Origin of the sequence: Micromonospora sp. WMMA1363 (assembly GCF_030345795.1) — a bacterium.
Lineage (GTDB): Bacteria > Actinomycetota > Actinomycetes > Mycobacteriales > Micromonosporaceae > Micromonospora.
The window spans coordinates 2,900,099-2,925,752 of record NZ_JAUALB010000001.1 but is presented as its reverse complement, the minus strand read 5'-3'; the positions used below and the strand labels follow the sequence as shown (position 1 = coordinate 2,925,752).

At 70.5% G+C, this 25,654-nt stretch carries 28 protein-coding genes; 22 read left to right on the top strand and 6 right to left on the bottom strand.

Features of this window, described 5'->3' with window-relative positions; genetic code table 11:
* Positions 1-18 precede the first annotated feature (18 nt).
* The 17 genes from prmC (at position 19) to QTQ03_RS13360 (ending at position 14,489) form a co-directional block, all read left to right on the top strand.
* The gene (gene prmC / locus QTQ03_RS13440; RefSeq protein ID WP_289278323.1) at positions 19-966 is read left to right on the top strand and encodes a peptide chain release factor N(5)-glutamine methyltransferase; all 948 of its coding nucleotides are present in this window, start codon (positions 19-21) and stop codon (positions 964-966) included.
* A complete protein-coding gene (locus QTQ03_RS13435) occupies positions 966-1,610 on the top strand; it encodes an L-threonylcarbamoyladenylate synthase (protein WP_502889859.1) in 645 nt (214 codons plus the stop codon). The genes prmC and QTQ03_RS13435 overlap by 1 nt, the downstream gene beginning before the upstream one ends.
* Positions 1,611-2,222, top strand: a complete 612-nt coding sequence (locus QTQ03_RS13430) for an arsenate reductase/protein-tyrosine-phosphatase family protein (protein ID WP_289278321.1) — start codon at positions 1,611-1,613, stop codon at positions 2,220-2,222.
* Positions 2,223-2,314: 92 nt separating this feature from the next.
* The gene (locus QTQ03_RS13425) at positions 2,315-4,426 is read left to right on the top strand and encodes a transglycosylase domain-containing protein (RefSeq protein ID WP_289278320.1); all 2,112 of its coding nucleotides are present in this window, start codon (positions 2,315-2,317) and stop codon (positions 4,424-4,426) included.
* Positions 4,427-4,446: 20 nt separating this feature from the next.
* Positions 4,447-4,764, top strand: coding sequence for a hypothetical protein (locus QTQ03_RS13420; protein ID WP_289278319.1), 318 nt, complete (start codon positions 4,447-4,449; stop codon positions 4,762-4,764).
* Entirely contained in the window at positions 4,761-5,195 is a 435-nt protein-coding gene (locus QTQ03_RS13415) for a Cg1360 family ATP-synthase-associated protein (protein WP_289278318.1), read from the top strand. The genes QTQ03_RS13420 and QTQ03_RS13415 overlap by 4 nt, the downstream gene beginning before the upstream one ends.
* A 194-nt stretch (positions 5,196-5,389) precedes the next feature.
* Positions 5,390-5,611 (top strand): MATE family efflux transporter, encoded by a 222-nt coding sequence (locus tag QTQ03_RS13410; RefSeq protein ID WP_018222848.1) that lies wholly within the window; start codon positions 5,390-5,392, stop codon positions 5,609-5,611.
* Positions 5,612-6,433 carry a F0F1 ATP synthase subunit A gene (gene atpB / locus QTQ03_RS13405; protein ID WP_289278317.1) on the top strand — a complete coding sequence of 274 codons (822 nt, stop codon included), beginning with the start codon at positions 5,612-5,614 and terminating at the stop codon, positions 6,431-6,433.
* 95 nt (positions 6,434-6,528) lie between these two features.
* Entirely contained in the window at positions 6,529-6,753 is a 225-nt protein-coding gene (atpE, locus tag QTQ03_RS13400) for an ATP synthase F0 subunit C (protein WP_289278316.1), read from the top strand.
* A gap of 31 nt (positions 6,754-6,784) precedes the next feature.
* Positions 6,785-7,312 carry a F0F1 ATP synthase subunit B gene (locus tag QTQ03_RS13395; RefSeq protein ID WP_289278315.1) on the top strand — a complete coding sequence of 176 codons (528 nt, stop codon included), beginning with the start codon at positions 6,785-6,787 and terminating at the stop codon, positions 7,310-7,312.
* Complete coding sequence (locus tag QTQ03_RS13390) at positions 7,312-8,133, top strand: F0F1 ATP synthase subunit delta (protein WP_289278314.1); 822 nt, start codon at positions 7,312-7,314, stop codon at positions 8,131-8,133. Before QTQ03_RS13395 ends, QTQ03_RS13390 begins: the two co-directional genes overlap by 1 nt.
* Positions 8,134-8,217: 84 nt before the next feature.
* A complete protein-coding gene (gene atpA, locus QTQ03_RS13385) occupies positions 8,218-9,870 on the top strand; it encodes a F0F1 ATP synthase subunit alpha (protein WP_289278313.1) in 1,653 nt (550 codons plus the stop codon).
* A 3-nt stretch (positions 9,871-9,873) separates the two neighbouring features.
* On the top strand, positions 9,874-10,803 hold the full coding sequence (locus tag QTQ03_RS13380; protein ID WP_289278312.1) for a F0F1 ATP synthase subunit gamma: 930 nt from the start codon (positions 9,874-9,876) through the stop codon (positions 10,801-10,803).
* Positions 10,803-12,260, top strand: a complete 1,458-nt coding sequence (atpD, locus tag QTQ03_RS13375) for a F0F1 ATP synthase subunit beta (protein WP_289278311.1) — start codon at positions 10,803-10,805, stop codon at positions 12,258-12,260. The genes QTQ03_RS13380 and atpD overlap by 1 nt, the downstream gene beginning before the upstream one ends.
* Before the next feature lie 276 nt (positions 12,261-12,536).
* Entirely contained in the window at positions 12,537-13,652 is a 1,116-nt protein-coding gene (locus tag QTQ03_RS13370) for an LCP family protein (RefSeq protein ID WP_289280807.1), read from the top strand.
* Positions 13,653-13,735: 83 nt separating this feature from the next.
* Positions 13,736-14,020 (top strand): F0F1 ATP synthase subunit epsilon, encoded by a 285-nt coding sequence (locus QTQ03_RS13365; protein ID WP_289278310.1) that lies wholly within the window; start codon positions 13,736-13,738, stop codon positions 14,018-14,020.
* A gap of 13 nt (positions 14,021-14,033) precedes the next feature.
* Positions 14,034-14,489, top strand: a complete 456-nt coding sequence (locus QTQ03_RS13360) for a DUF2550 domain-containing protein (protein WP_289278309.1) — start codon at positions 14,034-14,036, stop codon at positions 14,487-14,489.
* Positions 14,490-14,621: 132 nt separating this feature from the next.
* On the opposite strand, the gene QTQ03_RS13355 is transcribed toward QTQ03_RS13360, so the two are convergent.
* The gene (locus QTQ03_RS13355; protein WP_289278308.1) at positions 14,622-15,194 is read right to left on the bottom strand and encodes a cob(I)yrinic acid a,c-diamide adenosyltransferase; all 573 of its coding nucleotides are present in this window, start codon (positions 15,192-15,194) and stop codon (positions 14,622-14,624) included.
* Between QTQ03_RS13355 and murA the strand changes: the two genes are divergently transcribed.
* Together murA and QTQ03_RS13345 are read left to right on the top strand one after the other, a co-directional pair.
* Positions 15,193-16,620, top strand: coding sequence for a UDP-N-acetylglucosamine 1-carboxyvinyltransferase (gene murA / locus QTQ03_RS13350; protein WP_289278307.1), 1,428 nt, complete (start codon positions 15,193-15,195; stop codon positions 16,618-16,620). The genes QTQ03_RS13355 and murA overlap by 2 nt on opposite strands.
* 187 nt (positions 16,621-16,807) lie before the next feature.
* Positions 16,808-17,656 carry a 3-hydroxyacyl-CoA dehydrogenase family protein gene (locus QTQ03_RS13345; protein WP_289278306.1) on the top strand — a complete coding sequence of 283 codons (849 nt, stop codon included), beginning with the start codon at positions 16,808-16,810 and terminating at the stop codon, positions 17,654-17,656.
* Positions 17,657-17,753: 97 nt separating this feature from the next.
* On the opposite strand, the gene QTQ03_RS13340 is transcribed toward QTQ03_RS13345, so the two are convergent.
* Together QTQ03_RS13340 and QTQ03_RS13335 are read right to left on the bottom strand one after the other, a co-directional pair.
* On the bottom strand, positions 17,754-18,599 hold the full coding sequence (locus QTQ03_RS13340) for an ABC transporter permease (protein ID WP_289278305.1): 846 nt from the start codon (positions 18,597-18,599) through the stop codon (positions 17,754-17,756).
* A complete protein-coding gene (locus QTQ03_RS13335) occupies positions 18,599-19,444 on the bottom strand; it encodes an ABC transporter ATP-binding protein (protein ID WP_289278304.1) in 846 nt (281 codons plus the stop codon). Before QTQ03_RS13335 ends, QTQ03_RS13340 begins: the two co-directional genes overlap by 1 nt.
* 153 nt (positions 19,445-19,597) lie before the next feature.
* Between QTQ03_RS13335 and QTQ03_RS13330 the strand changes: the two genes are divergently transcribed.
* Positions 19,598-21,604 (top strand): ethylmalonyl-CoA mutase, encoded by a 2,007-nt coding sequence (locus QTQ03_RS13330; RefSeq protein ID WP_289278303.1) that lies wholly within the window; start codon positions 19,598-19,600, stop codon positions 21,602-21,604.
* An 82-nt stretch (positions 21,605-21,686) separates the two neighbouring features.
* On the opposite strand, the gene QTQ03_RS13325 is transcribed toward QTQ03_RS13330, so the two are convergent.
* Positions 21,687-21,986 (bottom strand): DUF1540 domain-containing protein, encoded by a 300-nt coding sequence (locus tag QTQ03_RS13325; protein WP_289278302.1) that lies wholly within the window; start codon positions 21,984-21,986, stop codon positions 21,687-21,689.
* A 116-nt stretch (positions 21,987-22,102) separates the two neighbouring features.
* Entirely contained in the window at positions 22,103-23,053 is a 951-nt protein-coding gene (locus QTQ03_RS13320) for a polysaccharide deacetylase family protein (RefSeq protein ID WP_289278301.1), read from the bottom strand.
* Positions 23,054-23,585: 532 nt separating this feature from the next.
* Between QTQ03_RS13320 and QTQ03_RS13315 the strand changes: the two genes are divergently transcribed.
* Positions 23,586-24,203 carry a hypothetical protein gene (locus tag QTQ03_RS13315; protein ID WP_289278300.1) on the top strand — a complete coding sequence of 206 codons (618 nt, stop codon included), beginning with the start codon at positions 23,586-23,588 and terminating at the stop codon, positions 24,201-24,203.
* Positions 24,204-24,294: 91 nt separating this feature from the next.
* Here the strand turns inward: QTQ03_RS13315 and QTQ03_RS13310 are convergent, their stop codons facing one another.
* Positions 24,295-24,912, bottom strand: coding sequence for a DUF4126 domain-containing protein (locus QTQ03_RS13310; RefSeq protein WP_289278299.1), 618 nt, complete (start codon positions 24,910-24,912; stop codon positions 24,295-24,297).
* Between the two features lie 71 nt (positions 24,913-24,983).
* Between QTQ03_RS13310 and nucS the strand changes: the two genes are divergently transcribed.
* The gene (gene nucS / locus QTQ03_RS13305) at positions 24,984-25,643 is read left to right on the top strand and encodes an endonuclease NucS (RefSeq protein WP_289278298.1); all 660 of its coding nucleotides are present in this window, start codon (positions 24,984-24,986) and stop codon (positions 25,641-25,643) included.
* Positions 25,644-25,654: the final 11 nt, after the last annotated feature.

The window sequence follows — 25,654 nt, the reverse complement described above, 5'->3', positions numbered from 1 at the left end:
ACGCCTCATGATTATGGCGTGAGCATCTTGCCGCAACAGCCGTCCGAAGGGACGAACCGGGAGCGACCCACGCTGGCGGTGGCGCGGGCTGCCCGGCGGCTCGCTGACGCCGGCGTCGAGGGGGCGCGGGTGGAGGCCGAGTTGCTGGCCGCGTACGTGCTGGGGGTGCCGCGCGGGCGGCTGGCGCTGGCGGACGGGTTCACCCCGGCGCAGCGCGACCGGTTCGACGCGCTGGTAGCCCGTCGGGCCGAGCGGGAGCCGTTACAGCATCTCACCGGTGTCGCCGCCTTCCGTCACCTGGAGCTGGCGGTCGGGCCGGGTGCCTTCGTGCCCCGCCCGGAGACGGAACTGCTCGCCGGCTGGGGCGTCGAGGTGGCGCGGCACCGGGCGGCGCCGCTGGTCGTGGACCTGTGCAGCGGCTCTGGTGCGATCGCTCTCGCGGTGGCCCAGGAGGTGCCGGCGGCCCGCGTGGTGGCGGTTGAACGGTCCCCGGAGGCGCTGTCCTGGCTGCGACGTAACGCGACGGACCGGGCCGCCGCGGGGGACCGACCGATCGAGGTGGTGACGGCCGACGTCACCGCCCCGGATCTGCTCGCTGGTCTGGTGGGCCGGGTGGACGTGCTGCTCTGCAACCCGCCGTACGTGCCGGCGGACGTGGTGGTGCCCCCCGAGGTCGGCCGGCACGACCCGGCACCCGCGGTTTTCGCGGGCCCGGACGGGCTGGCGGTGATCCGGCCGGTGCTGGTCCGGGCGGCGACGCTGCTCCGCCCGGACGGCGTGCTGGGAATCGAGCACGACGACACGCACGGCGAGGTGGTGCCCCGGCTGCTTGCCGAGGACGGCCGGTACGCCTCGATCGCCGACCATGTCGACCTGTCCGGGCGGCCCCGGTTCGCCACCGCGTCCCGCCGAGCGGACGGCCCGCACGCCGTCGGCGGCCCGGCGTGGCAGACTGCTTTCTCGTGATGCTCTACGACTGCCGGTCGCCTGCCGACCGGGACCGCGGCATCGCTGCGGCCATCGAGGCGGTCCGCAACGGCGAGCTGGTCGTCCTGCCGACCGACACGGTCTACGGGATCGGCGCGGACGCGTTCACCCCGTCCGCGGTCGAGGCTCTGCTCGAGGCCAAGGGCGGCCAGCCGGCGCCGCCGCCGGTGTTGATCGGGTCCCGGCACACGCTCGACGGGTTGGTCTTCTCACTGCCCCGGGCGGCCCGGGACCTGGTCGAGGCGTTCTGGCCGGGTGCGCTGACCATCGTGGTCGAGCATTCGCCGAGCCTGCGGTGGGATCTCGGTGAGACGTCGGGAACGGTCGCGGTGCGGATGCCGTTGCACCCGGTGGCGCTGGAGGTGCTGCGGGAGACCGGCCCGATGGCGGTCGCCTCGGCCAACAGGACCGGCCAGCCCGCCGCGACCACCGCCGAGGTGGCGCGGGACCAGCTCGCCTACTCCGTGCGAACGTACCTGGAGGCGGGGCCGGCGGCCGACCCGGTACCGAGCACGATCGTGGATCTCACCGGCGAGGTGCCGCGGTTGCTCCGCGCGGGCGCGATTGGGCTGGACCGACTCCGCGACGTGGTCCCGGATGTCGTCGAGAGTCGGGTGGCTTGAGTGCCTCCGTTCACCGTGCTGCACGTGTGCATGGGCAACATCTGCCGTTCGCCGATGGCGGAGCGGCTGTTGGTCCTGGCTGTCCGGGCGCGGCTTCAGCGGCGCGGGTCGGGCCCGGACCGGGCCGACGACCTGTTGTACAGCCACAGCGCCGGCACCGGTGGCTGGCACGCCGGCGAGGAGATGAACCCGCCGGCCGCCCGGCAGGTGGCCGGTCGGGGCGGCAGCGTCGAGGGTTTCGCGGCGCGCAAGTTGCGCTCGGACCACATCGACGCCGCCGACCTGGTCCTCACCGCGACCGCCGACCAGCAGGAGTACGTGGTGGCGCTGCGTCCGGACGCGGCGGCGCGGACCTTCGTACTGGGTGAGTTCGGCCGCCTGCTGGCCGCGGTGGACCTGGCTGACCTGCCGCCGGCCGACACGCACCCCGACGCCGTGTACGCGCGGGGCGTGGCCCTGGTGGCGGCGGCCCACGCGGCCCGCGCGGGCACCACAGCGCTGTCCACCGACGACCTCGACGACCCGTGGGGCCGTGGCGACCAGTGCTTCAGCCGGGTCGCTGACGAGATCGAGGAGGTCGTCGACCCGCTGGCGGCGGCGCTGCTCGGGTAACCCACCCGGGTTACCCGTCCGCGAACGAGGCGGACAGGAGGTGCATTCAGGTCATTCTGGACGGGTCCTGACGGCTCCTGCGGGGAGAGCTGATGACCCGGGCGCACCTCGACAAGCTCATGACCGTCCTGCTCGCCGGCGTCTTGGCCGGTCTCGTGCTCGCGGCCGCGGCCCTACCGGCCGCGCTGGTGTTCGGGGTCGGGTTCTCGGCGCTCGTCGCGCCCTACTCGGAGCTGCCCAACACGCTGCGGATGCCACCCACAGCGCAGCGGTCCACCCTGTACGCCAGCGACGGAACCACCCTGGTCACGTCCTTCTACCAGGAGGATCGGATGGACGTGCCGCTGTCCGGGGTGGCCCCGGTCATGCGCCAGGCCGTCGTCGCCGCCGAGGACGTCCGCTTTCACCAGCACAGCGGGGTGGACATGCGGGGCGTGATCCGGGCGTTCGTGGTCAACCGGAGCGGTGGCACGGTCCGACAGGGCGCGTCGACGCTGACCATGCAGTACGTCCGTAACGTGCTCTCCACCGATCCCCGGTTGACGGAGCGACAGCGCCGCGCCGCCACCGAGGTGAGCGCCGGCCGCAAGATCCAGGAGATGCGGTACGCGCTGGCCCTCGAGCGCGAGCTGAGCAAGGACGAGATCATCATCCGTTATCTCAACATCGCGTACTTCGGCGCCGGGGCGTACGGGGTGGCCGCCGCGAGCAAGCGCTACTTCGCGAAGTCCCCGGCCGACCTCACGTTGGCCGAGGCGGCGCTCCTCGCCGGGCTGGTCCGCTCGCCGCACACCGACGATCCGATCAACGGCGACGCCGCCGCCGCGCTGCGGCGGCGGGCGTACGTGCTGGACCAGATGGTGGAGTCGGGGCAGGTCACGGCCGCCGATGCCGCCGACGCGAAGGCAACGCCGCTCGCCCTGCGTCCGAGCGAAACACCGAACGACTGCGCGGCGATCCCCGCCGCGCACAACGACTGGAGCTTCTTCTGTGACTGGTTCACCCGTTGGTGGAACTCGCAGGAGGCGTTCGGGAAGACGCTCGACGAGCGGCAGCTCGCGTTGCGTCGGGGCGGGTACTCGATCGTGGCGTCGCTGGATCCGGCCGTGCAGCGGGCCGCCACCGAGCAGGTGCGGCGGGTCTATTCAACCGACGACCCGTACGCGATGCCGACCGCGGTGGTCCAGCCCGGCACCGGCCGGGTGCTGGCCCTGGCGGTGAACCGGGACTACGGTGTGGCGGCCAACCCGGCCGGCCAGAAGAACCGCCCGAACACGGTCAACCAGTTGGTGGCCGGGGGCGGGGCGGTCCAGGGCTACCAGGCCGGCAGCACCTTCAAGCTGTTCACCTTGTTGGCCGCTCTGGAATCCGGCCTTCCGCTCGACACCGAGTACGACGCGCCCGACCGGATCCGCACGGACTACCCGATCTCCGGCGAGGGCAGTTGTGGCGGGTACTGGTGTCCGCGCAACGCGAGCTTGTCGGTCGACGGCCGGCACACCATGTGGAGCGCGTTCGGTCAGTCGGTCAACACGTACTTCGTCTGGCTGATCGAACGGGTCGGTGCCGACCGGGCGGTGGAGATGGCCGAGCGGCTCGGCATCGTGTTCCGGGCCGAGAGCGACGCGCGGCTGGCCCGGCACGGCGCCCGCGAGTGGGGGCCGTTCACCCTCGGTGTGTCGGCGACCACGCCGTTGGACCTGGCGAACGCGTATGCCACGGTGGCGGCGGAGGGGACCTGGTGCGCGCCGCTGCCGGTGGTGTCGATCACCGACGCGGCCGGGCGTCCGGTCGACGCCGCCCAGCCGGACTGCCGCCAGGTGGTGGACCCCGACGTCGCCCGCGCGGCGGCGGACGCCGCGCGGTGTCCGGTCGGCGACCGGTCGATGTACCGGCGGTGCAAGGGGGGTACCGCGGAGTCGCTGCGTGAGCGGCTGGGGCGCCCGGTCGCCGGCAAGACCGGAAGCTCGGAGGGGTACGGCACGGAGACCGTCGTCGCGGTCACCCCGCAGCTGGCCGTCGCGGCGATGGCGACCAATCCGGATGACCCGCAGGATGCCGTCGGCCACTCGGTGCAGTCGAAGATGGTGCCCGCGGTGGCCGAGCTGATGTCGCTCGCCCTGGGTGAGCAGCCGGTCCGCGACTTCGTCCCGCCGAGCGAGGCGATCGCCTACGACGTCACCCGAGCCAGGACCGGGGACTAGGGCCCCTAGACTCGGGCGCCGTGGACACCGAGACGACGCCGACCTTCGCGGGGCCGGACGACCAGTCGCGGGGTGCCGATCCGGGGATCGGTATCCCGTTGAACAAGAACGCCGTCCCGCCCGGCGCGCGGCAGCCGGGGGTGGCGCCCGGCAGTCGAGTCGGCGCGCCGGGCGGCACCTTTCCCGGCGTGGGCGGGCCGGAGGTGTCGCAGGTGGCCGATCTCCCTGCCCGGCCGGCGCCCATCGGCCCGGCAACCACTGGCGGCGCGGACGGACTGCGCCGGGCGGCGGCCGCGGTGACCGGGCTGGTCGGGGCGTTCCCGGCGGTTCCCCGGTGAGCGCGCCACGGGCCGGCGAGCCGGGCGCGATTCGGGCCCGGCTGCCGTACCTCCGGCTGCCCCTGACGGCGTGCGCCCTGTTCGCGGTCGTCGCCGTCCCGGTCGCCGCGGTCGTCCGGGGTGCCACCGGAGCCGTCGCGGTGGCCGCCGGGATCGCCCTCGTGGTCGCGAGCTATCTGGTCTCCGGTCTCTCGGTGGCCTGGGCGGACGCGGTCAGCCCGCAGTTGATCATGTCGGTCGGCCTGGTCACCTACGCCACGAAGATCGTGGTGCTCGGCGTCGTGATGGCGGCGGTCGCCGCGACCGGCTGGGCCGGGCTACCGGATATGGGGGTGGCCATCATCGCCGCCGTGGTTGTCTGGACGGGTGCCCACCTGGCCTGGGCCCTACGGTCTCCGTCACCCACGGTCGATCCGTCGTCGCGGGATTGAGGTGGCGGTGGCCGACCCCGGGGTGTCACCGACCGGACGGCTGACGTTCTCCTGACATTTCGATGTCCTGTCAGGTGGGTCGGACAGGAGTAGTCTGGCCCGGATTGACGCGCCAGCAGTCGCCCGCACGCCGCCCGCAGTGTGGGGGGTGCCGCACACTCGCGCATGTTCCTGCTGATATTGTTCGCGTGGTCATGGCCGACAACCCAGACCGCGAACCGTCCGACGCGCACTCGTCGGAGGGCGTGGCGGGCGCCGTACTGGGCTACCTGCTCGCCGGCATCCTGGTGTGGGGATTCCTCGGCTGGTTGGCGGAGGGCTTCCTCGGCGTGCCGACCGGCGTGGGGATCGCGGTCGGCATGATGCTCGGCGCAGCCGCAGCGATCTACCTGATCATGAAAAGGCTCGGTGCCTGAGTGCCGGCACACGCGGGTCTGTCGAGTGCGGAGGATGACACGGTGAGCGGACGGCTGGTCGTCGCCCAGGAACTTCCCTGGCCCCCCGGCGTCGGAGACTTCTACCCGCCGGACGTGGCCGGCCCGTGGGTCACGAAGTTCACCCTCATGGTCTGGCTGGCCGTCGGGCTGGTGATCATCTTCTACATGGCCGCCTACCGGAACCCGAAGCTGGTCCCCAGCAAGGGTCAGTGGCTGGCCGAGTCGGTCTACGGCCTGGTCCGGGACAACATCGCCCGGGAGCAGATGGGCAATGCCGGGATCAGGTTCGCCCCCTACTTCACGGTGCTGTTCAGCTTCATCCTGGTGACCAACATCTTCAGCATCGTGCCCGGGCTGCAGATCTCGCCGAACTCGCACATCGCCTTCCCGATCGTGCTCTCGGCAATCTCCTACGTGCTCTACCTCACCGTCGGGATCCGCAAGCACGGTCTCGCAAAATACTTCAAGATGAGCCTGATCCTGCCGGGCGTACCGTGGCCGATGCACTTCCTGCTGGTCCCGATCGAGTTCCTGCAGAACTTCATCGTCCGGCCGGTTACCCTGGCCCTCCGGCTTTTCGCCAACATGTTCGCCGGGCACCTGCTCCTGCTGGTCTTCACCGTCGGTGGCTTCGTGTTGCTGGCCACGGACAACCCCTTCGTCCAAGTGACCTCGGTCTTCTCCTTCGCGATGGCGATCGTGATGGCCTTCTTCGAGTTGCTGGTGGCCGCGCTGCAGGCATACGTCTTCGTCACCCTGACCGCCAACTACGTCGGCACCTCGCTGGCTGAGGAGCACTGAGATCCGGCTCGGCGGGCCGCCCGGCCCGACCAAGCTTTCTGGTACCAACCCCGTACACGTGAGACCTCACGTGTGAGCTAGGAGGAATACCCGCAATGGACGTTCTTGCCGCCGTCGGAGGCAACCTCAACACCATCGGCTACGGCCTCGCCGCCATCGGCCCCGGCATCGGTGTCGCCTTGGTCTTCTCGGCCTACATCCAGGCCAGCGCCCGTCAGCCGGAGTCCGCCGGCTACAACCGCACCTGGCTGGTCCTTGGCTTCGCCCTGGTCGAGGCGCTCGCCCTGTTCGGCCTGGTGCTCGCCTTCGCGATTAGCTGACGAGCGCTCTTCCCCGACCCGGAGGTCCGACATGTATCTCGCCGCCGAAGGCACGCACAACCCGATCCTGCCGATCTGGCAGGAAATCGTCGTCGGGTCGATCGCCTTCGCCCTGCTCGTCTTCGTGCTGCTGAAGTTCGTCATGCCGCGGATGGAGGCGATGTACCAGGCGCGGGTCGACGCGATCGAGGGTGGCCTCAAACGAGCCGAGGCCGCTCAGGCCGAGGCCAACCAGCTGCTCGAGCAGTACCGGGCCCAGCTGGCCGAGGTGCGTACCGAGGCGGCGCGGATCCGCGACGACGCCCGGGCCGACGCGGAGGGCATCCGCCAGGACATCCTCGCCAAGGCGCGGGAGGAGTCCGACCGGATCATCGCCGCCGGCAAGGAGCAGCTCGTCGCCGAGCGGGCCACCATCGTGCGCGAGCTGCGCACCGAGGTCGGCACCCTGGCGGTGGACCTGGCCAGCAAGATCGTCGGTGAGTCACTCGCCGACGAGGCGCGTCGCAAGGGGACCGTCGACCGGTTCCTCAGCGGTCTCGAGAGCGCGGGGGCCCGCTGATGCAGGCCGCCAGCCGGGAGTCGTACAGGATCGCGGCCGACCGCCTCGACGCGTACGTCCGCGGCGCGGAGCCGTCGGCGGTGGCCGCCACCGCCGACGACCTCCTCTCCGTCGCCGACCTGTTGCGGCGGGAGCCGCGGCTGCGCCGGGCGCTCTCCGACCCGGCCCGCTCCGGCGGGGACCGGAGCGGTCTGCTCGCCGGGATCCTCGGTGGCAAGGTCGGCGCCGACGCGCTCGACCTGCTCACCACCCTGGCCGCCGGCCGCTGGTCGGCCCCGTCGGAACTCCTCGACGGCGCCGAACGGCTCGGCGTGGAGGCGCTGCTCGCCGCCGCCGACAAGGCGGGGGACCTGGGCGAGGTCGAGGACGAGCTGTTCCGCTTCGGGCAGGTCGTCGCGGGTCAGTCGGCGCTGTCCAACGCGCTCTCCGACCCGGTCGCCCCGGTCGCCCGGCGGGCCGAGCTGGCCCGTGAGCTGTTGGCCGGCAGGGCCCGACCGGTCACCGTCCGCCTCGTCGAGGCGGCGCTCGGCGGGTTCGGGGGACGCTCCTTCACCGGGGCGCTCACCCGACTGGTCGAGCTGGCCGCTGACCGGCAGGACCGGCAGGTCGCGTACGTGACCGTGGCGGCCCCGCTGGGTGACGAGGAGGAGCGACGCCTCGGTGCCCGCCTCTCGGAGATGTACGGTCGTGAGGTTTCCGTCAAGCAGACGGTGAAGCCGGAGGTGCTCGGTGGAGTGAGCGTGCGGGTCGGCTCCGACCTGTACGACGGCACCGTGCTGCGCCGGCTCAACGAGACCCGCAACGCGCTCGCGAAGAGCTGACCAGCGCTTCCGCAGCCCTGATTCGACGCCATCGGACCGGTCGGTACTAGGTATCCCGGGCCCTGATACTTAAGGAAGCAGAGGATGGCCGAGCTGACCATCTCGACGGAGGAGATCCGCGGCGCCCTGGAGCGCTACGTCTCCTCCTACAGCGCCGACGTGTCCCGCGAGGAGGTCGGCACCGTCGCTGACGCCGGGGACGGCATCGCCCACGTCGAGGGTCTGCCCTCGACCATGACCAACGAGCTCCTGGAGTTCGAGGACGGCACGCTCGGCGTGGCGCTGAACCTCGACGTCCGGGAGATCGGTGTCGTCGTCCTCGGCGACTTCGCCGGGATCGAGGAGGGACAGCGCGTCAAGCGCACCGGCCGGGTGCTCTCCGTGCCGGTCGGCGACGCCTTCCTCGGCCGTGTGGTCAACGCGCTCGGCCAGCCGATCGACGGCCTCGGCGAGATCGCCAACGAGGGCTTCCGCGAGCTGGAGCTCCAGGCCCCCAACGTGATGGCCCGGCAGTCCGTCTCCGAGCCGATGCAGACCGGCATCAAGGCCGTGGACGCGATGACCCCGATCGGCCGGGGTCAGCGGCAGCTGATCATCGGTGACCGGAAGACCGGCAAGACCACGGTCGCCCTGGACACCATCCTCAACCAGCGCGACAACTGGCGCTCCGGCGACCCGAAGAAGCAGGTCCGCTGCATCTACGTCGCCGTCGGCCAGAAGGCCTCCACGATCGCCTCGCTCAAGGGTGTCCTGGAGGAGGCGGGCGCGATGGAGTACACCACCATCGTCGCCTCGCCGGCCTCCGACCCGGCCGGCTTCAAGTACCTCGCTCCGTACACCGGCTCGTCCATCGGCCAGCACTGGATGTACGGCGGTAAGCACGTCCTGATCGTCTTCGACGACCTGAGCAAGCAGGCCGAGGCGTACCGCGCCGTGTCGCTGCTGCTGCGCCGTCCGCCCGGCCGTGAGGCGTACCCGGGTGACGTCTTCTACCTGCACTCCCGGCTGCTGGAGCGCTGCGCGAAGCTGTCGGACGAGATGGGCGGCGGCTCGATGACCGGACTGCCGATCATCGAGACCAAGGCGAACGACATCTCGGCGTTCATCCCGACCAACGTCATCTCCATCACCGACGGCCAGATCTTCCTGGAGACCGACCTGTTCAACCAGGGCGTGCGGCCAGCCATCAACGTCGGCACGTCGGTTTCCCGGGTCGGTGGCGCCGCCCAGGTGAAGCCGATGAAGAAGGTGGCCGGCTCGCTGCGGCTGAACCTGGCCCAGTACCGCGAGCTGGAGGCGTTCGCCGCCTTCGCCTCCGACCTGGACAAGGCATCCCGGGCCCAGCTGGAGCGCGGTTCCCGGCTGGTCGAGCTGCTCAAGCAGCCGAACTACTCGCCGTACCCGGTGCAGGAGCAGGTCGTCTCGGTCTGGGCCGGCACCGAGGGCAAGCTGGACGACATCCCGGTCGGCGAGATCCGGCGGTTCGAGTCCGAGTTCCTCCAGTACCTGCGGCACAAGCACGAGGGCGTTCTCGCGGGCATCGCCGACGGTAAGTGGGACGACGAGATCATCGGTTCGCTCGACTCGGCGATCACCGACTTCAAGCAGCTCTTCCTCGGCAAGGAGGACGAGCAGCGGATCAACGAGGCCCCGGCCCAGCCGCTGGCGGGTGAGGAGGGCCGCGAGACGGTGACCCGGTTCCGCGACGGCACCACCGACCGTCCGGCCGAGAGCTGACCCATGGCCGCCCAGGTACGCGTACTTCGCCAACGGATCCGCGCGGCGAAGTCGATGAAGAAGATCACCAAGGCGATGGAGCTCGTCGCGACGAGCCGGATCGCCAAGGCCCAGGCCCGGGTGGAGGCGTCCCTGCCGTACGCCCAGGCCATCACCGGGGTACTCACGGCGCTGGCGTCCAACGCGCGGATCGACCACCCGCTGCTCACCCCGCGTGAGCGGGTCCGGCGGGCCGGTGTCCTCCTGGTCACCAGCGACCGGGGGCTGGCGGGCGGGTACAGCTCGAATGCGATCCGGACCGCGGAGTCACTGATCGCCCGGCTGCGCGCTGACGGCAAGGAGCCCGTGCTCTACGTCATCGGCCGCAAGGGCGTGCAGTTCTACCGGTTCCGGAACCGGCCGATCGAGGCGAACTGGACCGGCTTCTCGGAGCAGCCGACCTTCGCCGACGCCCGCGCGGTGGGCCAGACGCTGATCGCGGCGTTCTCGGCCGGCGCGGACGACGTCGACGGCGGGCCGGGCCCGGACGGTGTCCTCGGCATCGACGAGCTGCACATCGTGTACACCGAGTTCAAGTCCCTGATGACCCAGACACCCGTCGCGAAGATCATCGGTCCGATGCAGGTGGAGGACCGCCCACGGTCCGAGGGCGTGCTCCCGGCATACGAGTTCGAGCCGGGGGCGGAGGCACTGCTCGACGCGCTGCTGCCGAAGTACATCAACACGCGGATCTACGCGGCGTTGATCGAGTCGGCGGCGAGTGAGTCGGCGGCCCGGCGGCGGGCGATGAAGAGCGCCACCGACAACGCCGAAGAGATGATCGAGAAGTACACGCGCGAGATGAACTCGGCCCGCCAGGCCGGGATCACCCAGGAGATCAGTGAGATCGTCGGCGGCGCGAACGCGCTGGCCGCGTCGGGAAGTGAAGTGTGATGACTGTTTCCGCAACTGCTGGTGGACCAGCTGAGACCAAGACGGCCATCGGTCGCGTGGTCCGGGTCATCGGTCCGGTCGTCGACGCCGAGTTCCCGCGCGACGCCATGCCGGACCTGTTCAACGCCCTGCACGTCGACGTGACCCTCTCCGGTGGCGAGAAGACGCTGACCCTCGAGGTCGCTCAGCACCTGGGCGACAACGTGGTCCGCGCCATCTCGATGCAGCCGACCGACGGTCTGGTCCGGGGCGCCGAGGTACGCGACACCGGTTCGCCGATCACGGTGCCGGTGGGCGACGCGGTCAAGGGCCACGTGTTCAACGCGATCGGCGAGTGCCTCAACCTCACCGAGGGCGAGACGCTCAACCCCGACGACCACTGGCAGATCCACCGCAAGGCACCGGCCTTCGCGGATCTAGAGCCGAAGACCGAGATGCTGGAGACCGGCATCAAGGTCATCGACCTGCTCGCCCCGTACGTGAAGGGCGGCAAGATCGGTCTGTTCGGCGGGGCCGGTGTGGGCAAGACGGTGCTCATCCAGGAGATGATCACCCGTGTGGCCCGCAACTTCGGTGGTACCTCGGTCTTCGCTGGCGTGGGTGAGCGCACCCGCGAGGGCAACGACCTGATCGCCGAGATGACCGAGTCCGGTGTCATCGACAAGACCGCGCTGGTCTACGGCCAGATGGACGAGCCGCCGGGCACCCGGCTGCGGGTCGCCCTCTCCGCGCTGACCATGGCGGAGTACTTCCGCGACGTGCAGAAGCAGGAGGTGCTGCTCTTCATCGACAACATCTTCCGCTTCACCCAGGCGGGTTCCGAGGTGTCCACCCTGCTCGGCCGCATGCCGAGCGCGGTGGGTTACCAGCCGACCCTGGCCGACGAGATGGGCGAGCTCCAGGAGCGGATCACCTCCGTCCGGGGTCAGGCGATCACCTCGATGCAGGCGATCTACGTGCCCGCCGACGACTACACCGACCCGGCGCCGGCCACCACGTTCGCCCACCTGGACGCGACCACCAACCTGGAGCGGTCGATCTCCGACAAGGGCATCTACCCGGCGGTGGACCCGCTGGCGTCCTCGTCCCGGATCCTCGCCCCGGAGTTCGTCGGCCAGGAGCACTTCGCGGTGGCCACCGAGGTGAAGCGGATCCTGCAGCGCTACAAGGACCTGCAGGACATCATCGCCATCCTGGGTATCGAGGAGCTTTCCGAGGAGGACAAGCTCACCGTCGGCCGGGCCCGGCGGATCGAGCGCTTCCTGTCGCAGAACACCTACGCCGCCGAGCAGTTCACCGGCGTGCCGGGCTCGACGGTCTCGATCAAGGAAACCATCGAGGCGTTCAAGAAGATCGCCGAGGGCGAGTACGACCACTTCCCCGAGCAGGCGTTCTTCATGTGCGGCGGGCTGGAGGACCTGGAGCGCAAGGCGAAGGAGCTGATGGCGCAGGGCTGAGCCCTGACCGATGTCGGGCAGCGCCCGGCCGTGATCGAAAGGCCGTCCCGGTCGACTGGGACGGCCTTTCGATCATTTTCTGCCCTCTCACCGCCGCAGCCGGTCTCTCGCGGTCGGCGTTCACCGCGCGCGTGAGGTACCGTTCACGCGCGCGCCCCCGTGTCTGGGCGTGGAAAACGTGCAACCATCGGCTGCTCGCGCCCAGCTCCTGACCGTGGGCGTGACGAACGGAGATGAATCGTGGTCAAGGCCGGCAAGGGCGGTAGGAAGCCGTCCATGTGGTCGGGTGTTCCGCGGTGGGCCCGGGTGTGCACCGTCTTCGGTGCGGTCCTGATGTTCCTCAGCGGGACCGTGCTGGTGGGCACTGAGGTGCTGATGGCCCGCTACGAGGGCGCGGTGGGCAAGGCGGACCTCTTCGGCGACCAAGCGGCCGGTGCGAACGGGCGTAAGAGCGACATCAAGGGGCCGCTGAACATCCTGCTGACCGGTATCGATCCCCGGAAGCCGGAGACACCCCCGTTGGCCGACTCGATCATGGTGCTGCACGTGCCCGCCAGCCTGGACCGAGCATACCTCTTCTCGCTGCCGCGCGACCTCTACATCGACATTCCGGCGTTCGAACAGGCCGGCTACCGCGGCGGCAAGGACAAGTTGAACGCGGCGATGTCGTACGGCAGCCGTAAGGATGGGCAGAACCCGGACGCGGCGCAGGGTTTCCAACTGCTCGCGCAGACGGTGCAGCAGGTGACCGGGATCGAGCGGTTCGACGCGGGCGCGATCATCAACTTCAGTGGCTTCATCCGGATCGTGGACGCGATGGGCGGTGTCACGATGGACATCGAGCGCGAGGTGCGCTCGGAGCACCGCCGGCCGGACGGCACGCACCGCGAGCTGAGGCGCGGCGGCGGGGGTTACCTGGGCGAACAGGCCGTCTACGAGCCGGGCGAGCAGCACCTCGAGGGGTGGCAGGCGTTGGACTACGTCCGGCAGCGCTACCCGAAGAACGGCGTGCCGGACGGCGACTACGGCCGCCAGCGCCACCAGCAGCAGTTCGTCAAGGCCATGGTGGATCAGGCGTTCAGCGCCGACGTGGTCACCAACCCGGTCAAGCTCGACCGGGTGCTCCGCGCGGCCGGGCAGTCCCTGATTTTCAACGGCCGTGGGCACAGCGTGGTCGACTTCGGCGTCGCGTTGAAGAATCTTCGTCCGGCGAACATCCAGATGATCAAGCTACCGGGTGGTGGCATCGTGGAGAACGGGAACTACCGGGGCGAGCGCTTCGAGCCGGCTGTCGCGGATTTCTTCACCGCCTTGAAGAACGAGCAGCTCGACGTGTTCCTGCTGGAACACCCGCAATTTCAGAACAAGGCGAGCGGAGCCGGATCCCAGTGAGGCAGGTCTCGCCACCCGCGTTACGGGTGGGTCGTTGGCGCGACTAGACTTTCGGCAATCCGCCGCCGCAGCAAGGAGACAGCGTGGCACAGCAGCTTCACGTCGAGCTCGTAGCCGTCGAGGAGAAGGTCTGGTCGGGCGAGGCCGAGATGGTCGTCGCTCGGACGACCGAGGGTGAGCTGGGTGTGCTGCCCGGGCATGCGCCGCTGCTCGGGCAGCTCGCCGAGCCCGGCCAGGTCCGGATCAAGCTGCCGGGCGGCGAGCAGGTGTCCTACGAGGTCGCCGGCGGCTTCCTGTCGGTGACCGCCGAGGGCGTCACCGTGTTGGCCGAGAGCGCCACCTCGGGCTCCGCGGCGCCGGGTCGCTGAACCGACGCCCGAGATGGAGATCGTCGAGGGAATCGGGATCGGCGTCGCGGTTGTTCTCGGCGCGCTCCTGTTTCTCTTCGTCCGGCGGGCGCTGGTGGCCCGCAGCGGAGGCATCATCCGGCTCAGCGTCCGAACCTCCACCATGCTCGACGGCCGAGGCTGGGCTCCCGGCTTCGGTCGGTTCGTCGGCGACGAGCTCCGGTGGTACCGGATGTTCAGCTTCGCCCTCCGGCCCAGGCGTGTCCTTTCCCGGAAGTCCCTGGCGGTGGAACGCCGCCGGCTGCCCGAGGGGCAGGAGCGTCTCGCCATGCCCGTCGACTGGGTCGTTCTCCGCTGTACCAGTCACCACGCCCCGGTCGAGATCGCCATGGCGCGTTCCACCGTCACCGGGTTCCTCTCCTGGCTCGAGGCCGCCCCTCCGGGGGCGGCCTCGCCGCGTCTGGCCTCCCAGGACTGGCCGGCAGCCTGATCCGTCCCGGCCCCGGTGCGGCGGTGGGGCCTTCCGAACTCGAGAAGCCGGCCCCAGCTAGGGATGGCCGTGGTCAGATCGGGAATCCAGACCTCGACGTGGTGCAGCACGCCGACGGGGCCGGCCGCGTGGTCAGCGCTTACCGCCGGGCACCCATAGCACATCTCCGGCCGGATTTGCCGCTCTTGCCAGGATAAAGAGCAGATCGGAGAGTCGGTTGAGATACTTTGCCGGGAGAGAGTCGGTCCGGTCGGGGTCGTGTGCGACCAATGCCCAGGCCGAGCGCTCGGCGCGCCGGGCGATCGTCCGCGCCACGTGCAGCAGTGCCGCGCCAGCGGTGCCACCGGGGAGGATGAAGGAGTCGAGCGTGCTCAGCCGTGCGTTGTACTCGTCGCACCACCCCTCGAGACGCTCGACGTACTTCTCGGTGACCCGCAGCGGCGGGTACTTCGGGTCCGGCTCGACCGGGGTTGCCAGGTCGGCGCCCACGTCGAACAGGTCGTTCTGGACCGATCCGACGATGGTCCGCAGCTCGTCGTCGAGCTGCCCGAGAGCGAGCGCGACGCCGATCGCGGCGTTGCACTCGTCGACGTCCGCGTACGCAACGATCCGAGGGTCGGTCTTCGGCACCTGCTCGTTGTTGCTCAACCTGGTCTTGCCGGCGTCGCCGGCCTTGGTGTAGATGCGCGTGAGGTGGACGGCCATGACGCACAGCCTACGGATACCCGATCCGACCCTGCCGGCCCGATCGGAGCCCGGCTGGCCGGTCGGCGTGGGACCCGGCGACGCGGGGATCAACGACGTGGACGTCATCCGGGTCCGCGGTGGTGCCCGGCTCGCCGGCACCGTGCACGTGGTCGGCGCGAAGAACTCGGCCCTGAAGCTCATGGCCGCCGCCCTGCTGACGTCGGGGCGCAGCGTGATCACCAACGTCCCGCGGATCACCGACATCGCAATCATGGGGGAGGTGCTGCGCCGGCTGGGCTGCGACGTCCGGTTCGACGCGGACGATCCGGTGGACCCGATGGTGGCCCGCGACGGGATGGCCCGGTCCCGGTCGGTCACCATCGACGTGCCCGAAGCGCCCGGTGCGGAGGCAGACTACGACCTCGTCCGTCGGCTCCGCGCGTCGATCTGCGTGCTCGGGCCGCTGCTCGCCCGTCGCGGGCACGTTCGCGTGGCGCATCCGGGCGGTGACGCGATCGGCTCGCGCGGGCTGGACATGCACATCTCCGGACTGACCCGGATGGGCGCCGACATCTCCGGCGAGCACGGGTTCGTGATCGCCTCGGCCCCGCACGGGCTGCGCGGCGCCGAGATCGTGCTGGACTTCCCCAGCGTGGGGGCCACGGAGAACCTGGTGATGGCGGCGGTGCTGGCCGAGGGGACCACGATCATCGACAACGCCGCCCGGGAGCCTGAGATCGTCGACATCTGCATGATGCTCAACCAGATGGGCGCGTCGATCGACGGTGCGGGCACGTCGACCCTGACCATCGTCGGCGTACCGGGGCTGCGACCGGTGCGGCACGCCACGGTGGGCGACCGGATCGTCGCCGGGACCTGGGCCTTCGGCGGGGCGATGACCCGCGGGGATGTCACCGTGACCGGGGTTCCCCCGGCCTACCTGGAGGTCGCCCTGGACAAGCTGGTCGCCGCGGGCGGGCTGGTAGAGACGCGGCAGGACGCGTTCCGGATCCGGATGGCGGATCGCCCACGCGCCGTCGACGTCGTCACGTTGCCGTACCCGGGTTTCGCCACCGATCTGCTGCCGATGGCGATCGGGCTGGCCGCGGTCAGCGACGGAGCCTCGCTGATCACCGAGAACATTTTCGACGGCCGGTTCATGTTCGCCAACGAGATGATTCGGCTGGGTGCGGACATCAAGACCGACGGGCATCACGCCGTGGTCCGGGGTCGGGAGTGGCTCTCCGGTGCGCCGGTGCGCGCGACCGACATCCGGGCGGGGGCGGGTCTCATCATCGCCGGACTCTGCGCCGACGGGATCACCGAGGTCTCCCACGTGCACCACGTGGACCGGGGTTACCCCGACTTCGTGGCGGACCTGCGGGCGCTCGGCGTTGCGATCGAGCGGGGTATCGCACCCGACGAGCCGGACCTCGCCATCTGACGAGCCACCGCCAGGACCCGGCGTGGCGGCACCCGCCCGTCGCGGCGGTCAGTCGGGGGTGTCGGCTGGGCGTGGTGTCCGGCTGGGCGCGGTGGGTCGGCCGGTAACCGGGCACCGCCCTTAGCATCCGTTCAGCCCCGCCGACTAGGGTGCAGGCAGACACCCAATCAGGTGAGGGAGTGAGCAGATGGCGGGTCGACTCGCGGTCGTCGGGGCCGGGCTGATGGGCGCGGGGATCGCCCAGGTGGCGGCGCAGACGGGCTGGCAGGTGACGCTACGGGACCTGGACGACGCGGCCACGAAGCGCGGAGTGGACGGTATTCGGAAGTCGCTGGAGAAGTTCGCCGAGAAGGGGAGGATCCCGGCGTCCGAGGTCGAGGCGGCGTTGGGCCGGATCACCCCGACCACCGATCTGGAGGCGGCGGCCGAAGCGGACATCGTGGTCGAGGCGGTCTTCGAACGCCTGGAGATCAAACACGAGGTCTTCCGCGCGCTGGACAAGATCTGCAAGGCGGACGCGGTGCTCGCCACCAACACCTCGGCGATCCCGGTCACCCAGATCGCCGCGGTCACCGACCGCCCGGAGGCGGTCGTCGGCACCCACTTCTTCTCGCCGGTGCCGATGATGAAACTCTGTGAGCTGGTTCGCGGCTACAAGACCAGCGACGAGACCCTGGCGACCGCGAAGTCGTTCGCCGAGGAGATCGGCAAGACCGTGGTGGTGGTCAACCGCGACATCGCCGGCTTCGTCACCACCCGACTCATCGCCGCGCTGGTGGTGGAGGCGGTCAAGCTGGTCGAGTCCGGCGTGGTCTCCGCGGAGGACCTGGACACGGCCTGCCGGCTCGGCTTCGGTCACGCCATGGGTCCGCTGGCGACCACCGACCTGACCGGCGTGGACGTGTTGCTGCACGCCGCGAAGAACATCTACACCGACACCGCCGACGACAAGTTCTTCCCGCCGGAGCTGCTCCAGCGGATGGCCACCGCTGGCGACCTGGGCCGCAAGACCGGCAAGGGCTTCTACTCCTACTGAGAGGTGGGGAGCCCGCCGGATCTCCTGGGGTCGACCACGTCGACGTCGAAGGGTCCCTTGTTGACGGTCGCCGTCACAACAAGGGACCCTTCCCACCTCAGCCCTCGCGGCGGGGGGTCCAGCGGAAGGTGGCGAGGCAGAGCAGCAGGCCGATCACGCACCAGGCACCGAGCACCAGGGCGACGCGGCCCAGCTCGAAGGAACCGCCCGGTTCCTGCGCGCCGAAGGCGTCCGGCAGGAACACCGAGCGCAGCCCCTGGCACATCCACTTGAGCGGGAAGAGGGCCGCCACCTGCTGCATCCAGCTCGGCAGTTGGGTGAAGACGAAGAACACCCCGGAGATGAACTGGAGCACCAGGGCGACCGGGGTGACCACCGCCGAGCCGCTGCGTGCGGTCCGGGCGAGCGACGAGATCGCGATGCCGCACAGCGTGCAGGCGGTGACGCCGAGCGCCGAGACCCAGCCCAAGGTCAGCCATTTCGTCGCGGTGCCGGGCAGTTCCAGGTCGAACAACGCGGCCGACACGGCGAGCAGCAGCGCGGTCTCGGCGACGCCGATGACCACCACCATGATCACTTTGCCGGCGAAGTAGACCCACTTCGGCATCGGTGTGCCCCGGTAGCGCTTCAGCACCCCCCGGTCGCGCTCGATCGGGATCCAGATGCCCAGGTTCTGGAAGCTCACCGTCATCAGGCCGGTGGCGATCATGCCGGTGACGAAGTACTGCGGGAAACTGACACCCGGCGCGATCTCGCCGTCGAAGATGGACGCGAAGATCAGGATCATGATTACCGGGAAACCCAGCGTGAAGACGACGGACTCCCGGCTGCGCAGGAACTGGGTGATCTCCAGTCGTCCCTGCCGTAGCCCGAGGGCGAGGGCGCCGGGCCGGCGCGGCGGCGTCGTGGCGGCCTGCGTGGCCGGCTTCAGCGTGGCGGTCATCAGTGTCCGATCATCCTCAGGTAGACGTCCTCCAGGGTCGGCCGGGTCACCGTCAGGCCGGGCACCTCGCCGCCGAAACGTGCGGCCAGCTCCGCCACCAGCGCCGTCGGCGTCGCGCTCTCCGTGCTCTGCGCGACCCCGTCCGGCGTACGCCAGGAGACCGTCGCCAGCGCCTCCTGCCGGTTGCCCAACCGGTCCGGCGCGGCCACCTCGATCAGCCGCCCGCCGGCGATCACCCCGACCCGGTCGGCGAGGGCTTCGGCCTCGTCGAGGTAGTGCGTGGTGAGCACGATCGTCGTGCCGGCTGCCGCCAGGTCCCGGATCAGCTCCCAGAACTCGCGCCGGGCCTCGGGGTCGAAGCCGGTGGTCGGCTCGTCCAGGAAGAGCAGCTCAGGGCGACCGATGATGCCGAGGGCGACATCCAGTCGGCGCTTCTGGCCGCCGGAGAGGGTGTGGGTACGGGCGGTGGCCTTTCCGGTCAGCCCCACCCGGGCGATCACCTTGTCCGGGTCGTCGGCGTCGGCGTAGAACCCGGCGAAGTGGCGTACCAACTCGGCGACGGTCAGCTCGTCGAACTCGCCGGTGCCCTGGAGCACGATCCCGAGCCGGGAGCGCCAGTGGGCGGCGGCGTTTCCGGGGTCGCTGCCGAGCACCGAGACCTCGCCGGCGTCCCGTTTCCGGTACCCCTCGAGGATCTCCACCGTGGTGGTCTTGCCGGCGCCGTTGGGACCGAGCAGGGCGAACACCTCGCCCCGGTGGACGTCGAGGTCCACCCCTGCCACCGCGACGGTCGTCCCGTACGTCTTGCGCAGCCCCCGAACGGAGATCGCGAGCTCGTCAGCCATACCGTCAAGTGTGCGGCCTCGCCGCCAGCCGGCGCCGCCCGGGGGTGGTGGACGTTGCGCCCACGGCGGGCGGTTCGCACCCCGTCGTCCGCGACGTGGGCCTGTGTGGTTTTCCACAACCCGTTTTACTGAGCGGTAACTTACACTCCGGCCATGGACGAGAAGGCTCTCCCAGGTCGGTTGCCCGAGCGGGACCGCCCGTGGGTGATGCGCACCTACGCCGGGCACAGCTCGGCCGCCGCGACCAACGCGCTCTTCCGCCGCAACCTGGCGAAGGGGCAGACCGGGCTCTCGGTCGCCTTCGACCTGCCCACCCAGACCGGGTACGACCCCGACCACGAGCTGGCCGCCGGTGAGGTCGGTCGGGTCGGCGTGCCGGTGGCGCACCTCGGTGACATGCGGGCCCTGTTCGAGGGCATCCCGCTCGCCGAGATGAACACCTCCATGACGATCAACGCACCGGCGATGTGGCTGCTCGGCCTCTACGGCACGGTCGCCGCCGAGCAGGGGGCCGAGCTGACCCGCTGCGCCGGCACCACGCAGAACGACATCATCAAGGAGTACCTGTCCCGGGGGACGTACATCTTCCCGCCAGCGGCGTCGCTGCGGCTGACCGCCGACGTCATCGCGTACACGCTGCGCGAGATGCCGAAGTGGAACCCGGTCAACATCTGCTCCTACCACCTCCAGGAGGCCGGGGCGACCCCGGTGCAGGAGGTCGGTTTCGCGCTGTCCACCGCCGTGGCGGTGCTCGACGCGGTCCGCGACTCGGGCCAGGTGCCCGCCGAGCGGATGGGCGACGTGGTGCAGCGGATCAGCTTCTTCGTCAACGCCGGGGTGCGCTTCGTCGAGGAGATCGCCAAGATGCGCGCGTTCGGTGCGCTCTGGGACGAGATCACCCGGGACCGGTACGGCGTCGAGAACCCGAAGCAGCGCCGCTTCCGGTACGGCGTCCAGGTCAACTCGCTGGGCCTGACCGAGGCGCAGCCGGAGAACAACATCCAGCGCATCGTGTTGGAGATGCTCGGCGTCACCCTCTCCCGGGACGCCCGGGCCCGTGCCGTGCAGCTGCCCGCGTGGAACGAGGCGCTCGGCCTGCCCCGCCCCTGGGACCAGCAGTGGTCGCTGCGGATGCAGCAGGTGCTGGCCTGCGAGTCGGACCTGCTGGATTACCCGGACCTTTTCGCGGGCTCGCACGTGATGACCGCGTTGGTCGACGACATCGTCACCGGTGCCCGGGTCGAGCTGGACAAGGTGCTGGAGATGGGCGGCGTGGTGGCCGCCGTCGAGACCGGCTACCTCAAGAGCGCACTGGTCGCGTCGCTCGCCGACCGCCGGCGTCGGATGGAGGCCGGCACCGACGTGGTGGTCGGCGTCAACCGGTTCACCGAGACCGAGCCGTCCCCGCTGACCGCGGCCGGCGCCGAGGCGATCGAACAGGTCGATCCGACGGTGGAGGCGTCCGCCGTCGCCGCCGTACGTGACTGGCGGGCCGGTCGGGACGAGGCGGCCGCGGGCGCCGCCCTGGCCCGGCTCCGAGCGGACGCCGCGACCACGACCAACCTGATGCCGGCGACGCTGGAGTGTGTCCGCGCCGGGGTGACCACGGGTGAGTGGGCGGGCGCGTTGCGGCAGCTCTTCGGCGAGTACCGGGCGCCCACCGGGCTGTCCGGCGCGGCCGGCGCGGGCGGGGACGCCGGCCTGGGAGCGGTGCGGGAGCGGGTGGCCGCCACGGCGCGGGCACTGGGCAGTGGCCGGCTGCGGTTGCTGGTCGGCAAGCCCGGTCTGGACGGGCACTCCAACGGTGCGGAGCAGATCGCGGTCCGCGCCCGCGACGCCGGCTTCGAGGTCGTCTACCAGGGCATCCGCCTGACCGCCGGGCAGATCGTGGCCGCTGCCGTCGAGGAGGACGTCGACCTGGTCGGCCTGTCGGTGCTCTCCGGTTCACACCTGGCGGCCGTGCCGGCGGTGCTGGACGGTCTGCGTGCCGCCGGCCGGGGTGACCTGCCGGTGGTGGTCGGTGGCATCATTCCGGCGGTGGACACCGACGCGCTCCGGGCGGCCGGGGTGGCCCGGGTCTTCACGCCGAAGGACTTCGCCCTCACCGGCATCATCGACGAACTGGTGACGGTGGTCCGCGAAGCCAACGGGCTGCGGTGAGGAAGGACCCTCGGCTGTGGCCCGACGTCGTACCGGGTCCTGGTCGGCCCGCGTGGCGCGGTGCCGGTTTCTCACCCGGCGGTCAGCGGCTGGCGTACGTCATGCAGTCGGCCAGGTCGTTGTCCGGGCCGACCCTGATGCCCGGCGCCTGACACTCCAGTTGGTCGTTGTGCCGGCAGTCGGCCCGCTGGCAGGCGCCCACCTGCGCGATCTGGCCGTCGACGCCGGCCCGGACGGTGGGCATCTCGACGAACGTGTAGCAGTGGGCGTGATCCACGCTGCCGATCGTGATGGCGAAGGCGTGGCAGTCGCCGGTGTGGTTGTATGCGCACGCCGCGACCACGCATTCCTGGACGCGGGGCATCTCCATCGCTGCGGTCATGCCGACCTCCTCCCTACTTTTTCCTATTTTAGATGTTTGGACGGTTCGCGTTCGGCGTTTCGTCGGTCCTACCGGTGCCCCGCTCCCAGGTGTCACCGCCGACCGCGATCGACCCGTCACCGGTCGATGTGACCGAGCACCTCGGACAGCGGCGCCGGCTCCAGTCCCCGTTCGGCCAGCCCGGCGAGGATGTGTGGCAGCGCCTCGTCGGTCATCGGCGCGTTCGCCTCGGTGACGTGTAGGACGACCACCGAGCCGGGGCGTACGCCGTCCAGCACCGCCCGGACGATCGGCCGCCACGACGTGGCGAAGGGGTCACCGCTCACCACGTCACCGTCCACCACCGTGACACCCAGCGGGGCCAGCGCCGCCAGCGCCGCGCGGTCGTGGCAGAGCCCGGGGAAGCGGAAGTACCGGGTCTGCCGGCCGCCGTACGGCGTCACCACCTCGAATGTCCGGTCCACGTCGGCGGTCATCTGCTGCCGGGGCAACCGCGGCAGGCCGTAGCAGTCCGGTGTGAAGGCCAGGTGCCCGTAGGTGTGGTTGGCCAGCTCGAACCGTGGATTGGCGGCGAGCCGCCGGGTGACCTGCGGATACTGCTCGACCCACTTGCCGGTCAGGAAGAAGGTGGCCGGCACGCGTTCCCGTTCCAGCAGGTCGATGATCCTGAGGTTCGCGTACGACCGCACGGCACCGCTGCGCAGCTGGTACCGCATGGCGTCGGTCATGTCCGCGTCGAAGGTGAGGGCCACCTTGTTGCCGGTCCGTGGGCCGTGGTCGACCACCGGCGGTTGCGTCCCGGGCCGGGTCGCACCGGGCAGGGCGGGGGCCTCCGGGGACGGCGTTCCGGCCCCGGTCGGCGTGGGCGTGCCGACCGGGACCCGGTCCCGGTCGTCGGCCGCCGCCTTCCCCGTCGTCGTGGCCGCCGGTGGGTCCGGGGGCAACCAAACGATGCTTTCTCCTACGTCGGGCTGGCGGACGGCGACCGGGAGGGTCAGCAGGGCCACCGCGCCGACCACGGCGGCGACGGTCGCGGCGAGCCGAATGTGGGACTTCTTCACGGACACCGGTAGATGATCCCAGTGTCGTCGGTTGCGCGGTGGCCCTTCTCCGGACCGGCGCACTCGACATCATCCCGTCTCAGTTCGGATGCGCGGACTGCGGGAGCGGCTTCGGGGCGCAGGAAACTCTTGCCCCCGGCCCGTCCGCGTGGCTCGCTCCGGATGTCCGGATTCGATGTCGATCAAGGTGGCCGGTCCCGGGATGTGACCGACGGCATCCCGCCGCCGGAATCGCGACCGGGGCGGGGGCGTTACACCACCTGGACGATCGAGCAGGGCCGCCGCCCGAGCAGGGATGGATGCGGACCTCCGCGCCGGAATGATGGCGGCCCGGCGGTCGTTACACAAGGTCCGGCGCCGTGAGGGCCCCGCGCCCCGCGCAAGTCGCCGATCCGGACATCCGGGGCATCCGGTGTGATCCCCGCCTGATCCCCGCCCACGAGTTTCCGAACGCCCCGCGAGCCCCGAACGACGCACCCGTGCGCCGATTATTCCCCCGTTGTCGGCGCGGGTGCCTACCCCCGAACGGAGCTTTCCGATGAACTCGATGCTGCGCAAGAGCGCTCTCGGTATTGCTGGTCTGGCCATCGCCGGCGGTCTCGCCGCCGGTCCGCTGAACCACGACTCCACCACCACCGCGGTCGACACGCCGGCGGTCGACGCCCCGCCGGTCGCCGCGGCCGTGCAGGCCGACAAGCAGGCCGACAAGCCCGACATGGCCACGCTGATCCCGCACGGGACTCAGGGCACCCAGTCGCGCATCGGTCTGTCCGGCGAGCAGGTGGACAACGCGCAGGCGATCGTCGCGGCGACGAAGAAGGCGGGTATGGACGAGCGGGCTGCCGTGGTCGCGATCGCCACCAGCCTGCAGGAGTCGAAGCTGGAGAACCTGGGTCACCTGGGTGAGCGCAACGACCACGACTCGCAGGGCCTGTTCCAGCAGCGCCCGTCCTCGGGTTGGGGCACGGTGGAGCAGATCACCGACCCGGAGTACTCGACCACCGCGTTCCTGAAGGGTTTGAAGCAGGTCGACGGTTGGCAGGACATGCCGCTGACCGAGGCCGCGCAGACGGTGCAGGTGTCGGCGTACCCGTTCCACTACGCCCAGTGGGAAACCCAGGCCGCTGACCTGGTCGCCGAGCACTGGAACAGCTGACCCACCGAGCCACGCCGGCCGGCACCCGCGGGTGCCGGCCAGCGGCGTCTCCCGCCCGGAGGGCGGGTGTCAGCCAGGGGTCCACGGCGGATCAGACGCGGAAACCGGCGGCGCGCGCCGCCTCGCGTCGCCGACGGCGGTCGGCGCGGCGACGCACGAACCAGAAGAGGAAGAACACCAGGCCGAGCAGGAACGCCAGCACGAGGACCGGCAGAAGGATGGCGACCACCGACACCACCACACTGGTGACGTCCTCGGCGGTACTCACCACCGGCGCCCCGACCCCGGCCGTGGTCCCGTTGACGATCGGCCGGACGGCGGACTTGACCAAGTGCACGCCGAGCGCGACCAGGACACCGGTCACCACCGGGGCCCACTGGTTCGAGGCGAAGAAGCTCGCCGGGTCGCTCACCGTGACCGTCTCGGACGTCGCGCCGGCCCCGAACGCCAGGCCACCCGCGGTCGGTCGGACAACGGTCTGCACGACGTCGTTGACGTGGTCGACCACCGGGACCTTGTCCGCCATCATCTCCACCGCGAGCAGCACGGCCAGGATGGTCAGCACCCAGCCGTTGCCGAGCCACTGCCACCCCGCCGGCGGGTCGATCACGTCGGTGTAGCGGGCGAGCAGCCCCACGGTGAGCAGGGGGATGTACGCGTTCAGGCCCGCCGAGGCGGCGAGGCCGGTACCGGTGAGCACTTCGAGCACCGTCTCAGCATCGCACCGGCACGCCAGTGGCGCTCGGTGGCGTGGGGCCGGTCCTCCGCTACCCTCGTCGGGTGCGGTTGGTGATTGCGAAGTGCTCGGTGGACTATGTCGGACGGCTCTCGGCCCACCTGCCGCCGGCCACCCGGCTGCTGATGGTGAAGGCGGACGGGTCGGTGTCGATCCATGCGGACGACCGGGCGTACAAGCCGTTGAACTGGATGAGCCCGCCGTGCCGGCTGGAGGAGGCACCGGGTGTCTGGCGGGTGGTCAACAAGGCCGGCGAGGAGCTGCGGATCACGCTGGAGGAGATCTTCCAGGACACGTCGTACGACCTCGGCGTCGACCCAGGGCTGCGCAAGGACGGCGTCGAAGCGCACCTGCAGGAGCTGCTGGCGGCCAACCCGGCGACCCTGGGCGAGGGCTTCACGCTGATCCGCCGGGAGTACATGACCGCGATCGGCCCGGTCGACCTGCTGTGCCGCGACGCCGAACAGGGCACGGTCGCGGTCGAGGTGAAGCGCCGTGGTGAGATCGACGGCGTCGAGCAGCTCACCCGCTACCTCGAGCTACTCAACCGGGATCCGCTGCTCGCCCCCGTCAGCGGGGTCTTCGCGGCGCAGGAGATCAAGCCGCAGGCGCGGGTCCTCGCGACGGACCGCGGCATCCGCTGCGCGGTCGTCGACTACGACAAGCTCCGCGGCATCGAACGCGATGAACTAACCCTGTTCTGACCACGGTCGTC

Coding starts and splice junctions, on each gene's coding strand:
- atpA (WP_289278313.1), top strand. CDS start 8,218: ATGGCCGAGCTGACCATCTCGACGGAGGAGATCCGCGGCGCCCTGGAG.
- QTQ03_RS13355 (WP_289278308.1), bottom strand. CDS start 15,194: ATGGCCGTCCACCTCACGCGCATCTACACCAAGGCCGGCGACGCCGGC.
- QTQ03_RS13425 (WP_289278320.1), top strand. CDS start 2,315: ATGACCCGGGCGCACCTCGACAAGCTCATGACCGTCCTGCTCGCCGGC.
- QTQ03_RS13325 (WP_289278302.1), bottom strand. CDS start 21,986: ATGACCGCAGCGATGGAGATGCCCCGCGTCCAGGAATGCGTGGTCGCG.
- QTQ03_RS13380 (WP_289278312.1), top strand. CDS start 9,874: ATGGCCGCCCAGGTACGCGTACTTCGCCAACGGATCCGCGCGGCGAAG.
- QTQ03_RS13360 (WP_289278309.1), top strand. CDS start 14,034: ATGGAGATCGTCGAGGGAATCGGGATCGGCGTCGCGGTTGTTCTCGGC.
- QTQ03_RS13390 (WP_289278314.1), top strand. CDS start 7,312: ATGCAGGCCGCCAGCCGGGAGTCGTACAGGATCGCGGCCGACCGCCTC.
- atpE (WP_289278316.1), top strand. CDS start 6,529: ATGGACGTTCTTGCCGCCGTCGGAGGCAACCTCAACACCATCGGCTAC.
- atpD (WP_289278311.1), top strand. CDS start 10,803: ATGACTGTTTCCGCAACTGCTGGTGGACCAGCTGAGACCAAGACGGCC.
- QTQ03_RS13335 (WP_289278304.1), bottom strand. CDS start 19,444: ATGGCTGACGAGCTCGCGATCTCCGTTCGGGGGCTGCGCAAGACGTAC.
- QTQ03_RS13435 (WP_502889859.1), top strand. CDS start 966: ATGCTCTACGACTGCCGGTCGCCTGCCGACCGGGACCGCGGCATCGCT.
- QTQ03_RS13370 (WP_289280807.1), top strand. CDS start 12,537: ATGTGGTCGGGTGTTCCGCGGTGGGCCCGGGTGTGCACCGTCTTCGGT.
- QTQ03_RS13330 (WP_289278303.1), top strand. CDS start 19,598: ATGGACGAGAAGGCTCTCCCAGGTCGGTTGCCCGAGCGGGACCGCCCG.
- QTQ03_RS13395 (WP_289278315.1), top strand. CDS start 6,785: ATGTATCTCGCCGCCGAAGGCACGCACAACCCGATCCTGCCGATCTGG.
- QTQ03_RS13340 (WP_289278305.1), bottom strand. CDS start 18,599: ATGACCGCCACGCTGAAGCCGGCCACGCAGGCCGCCACGACGCCGCCG.
- QTQ03_RS13315 (WP_289278300.1), top strand. CDS start 23,586: ATGAACTCGATGCTGCGCAAGAGCGCTCTCGGTATTGCTGGTCTGGCC.
- QTQ03_RS13410 (WP_018222848.1), top strand. CDS start 5,390: ATGGCCGACAACCCAGACCGCGAACCGTCCGACGCGCACTCGTCGGAG.
- murA (WP_289278307.1), top strand. CDS start 15,193: ATGACGCACAGCCTACGGATACCCGATCCGACCCTGCCGGCCCGATCG.
- QTQ03_RS13345 (WP_289278306.1), top strand. CDS start 16,808: ATGGCGGGTCGACTCGCGGTCGTCGGGGCCGGGCTGATGGGCGCGGGG.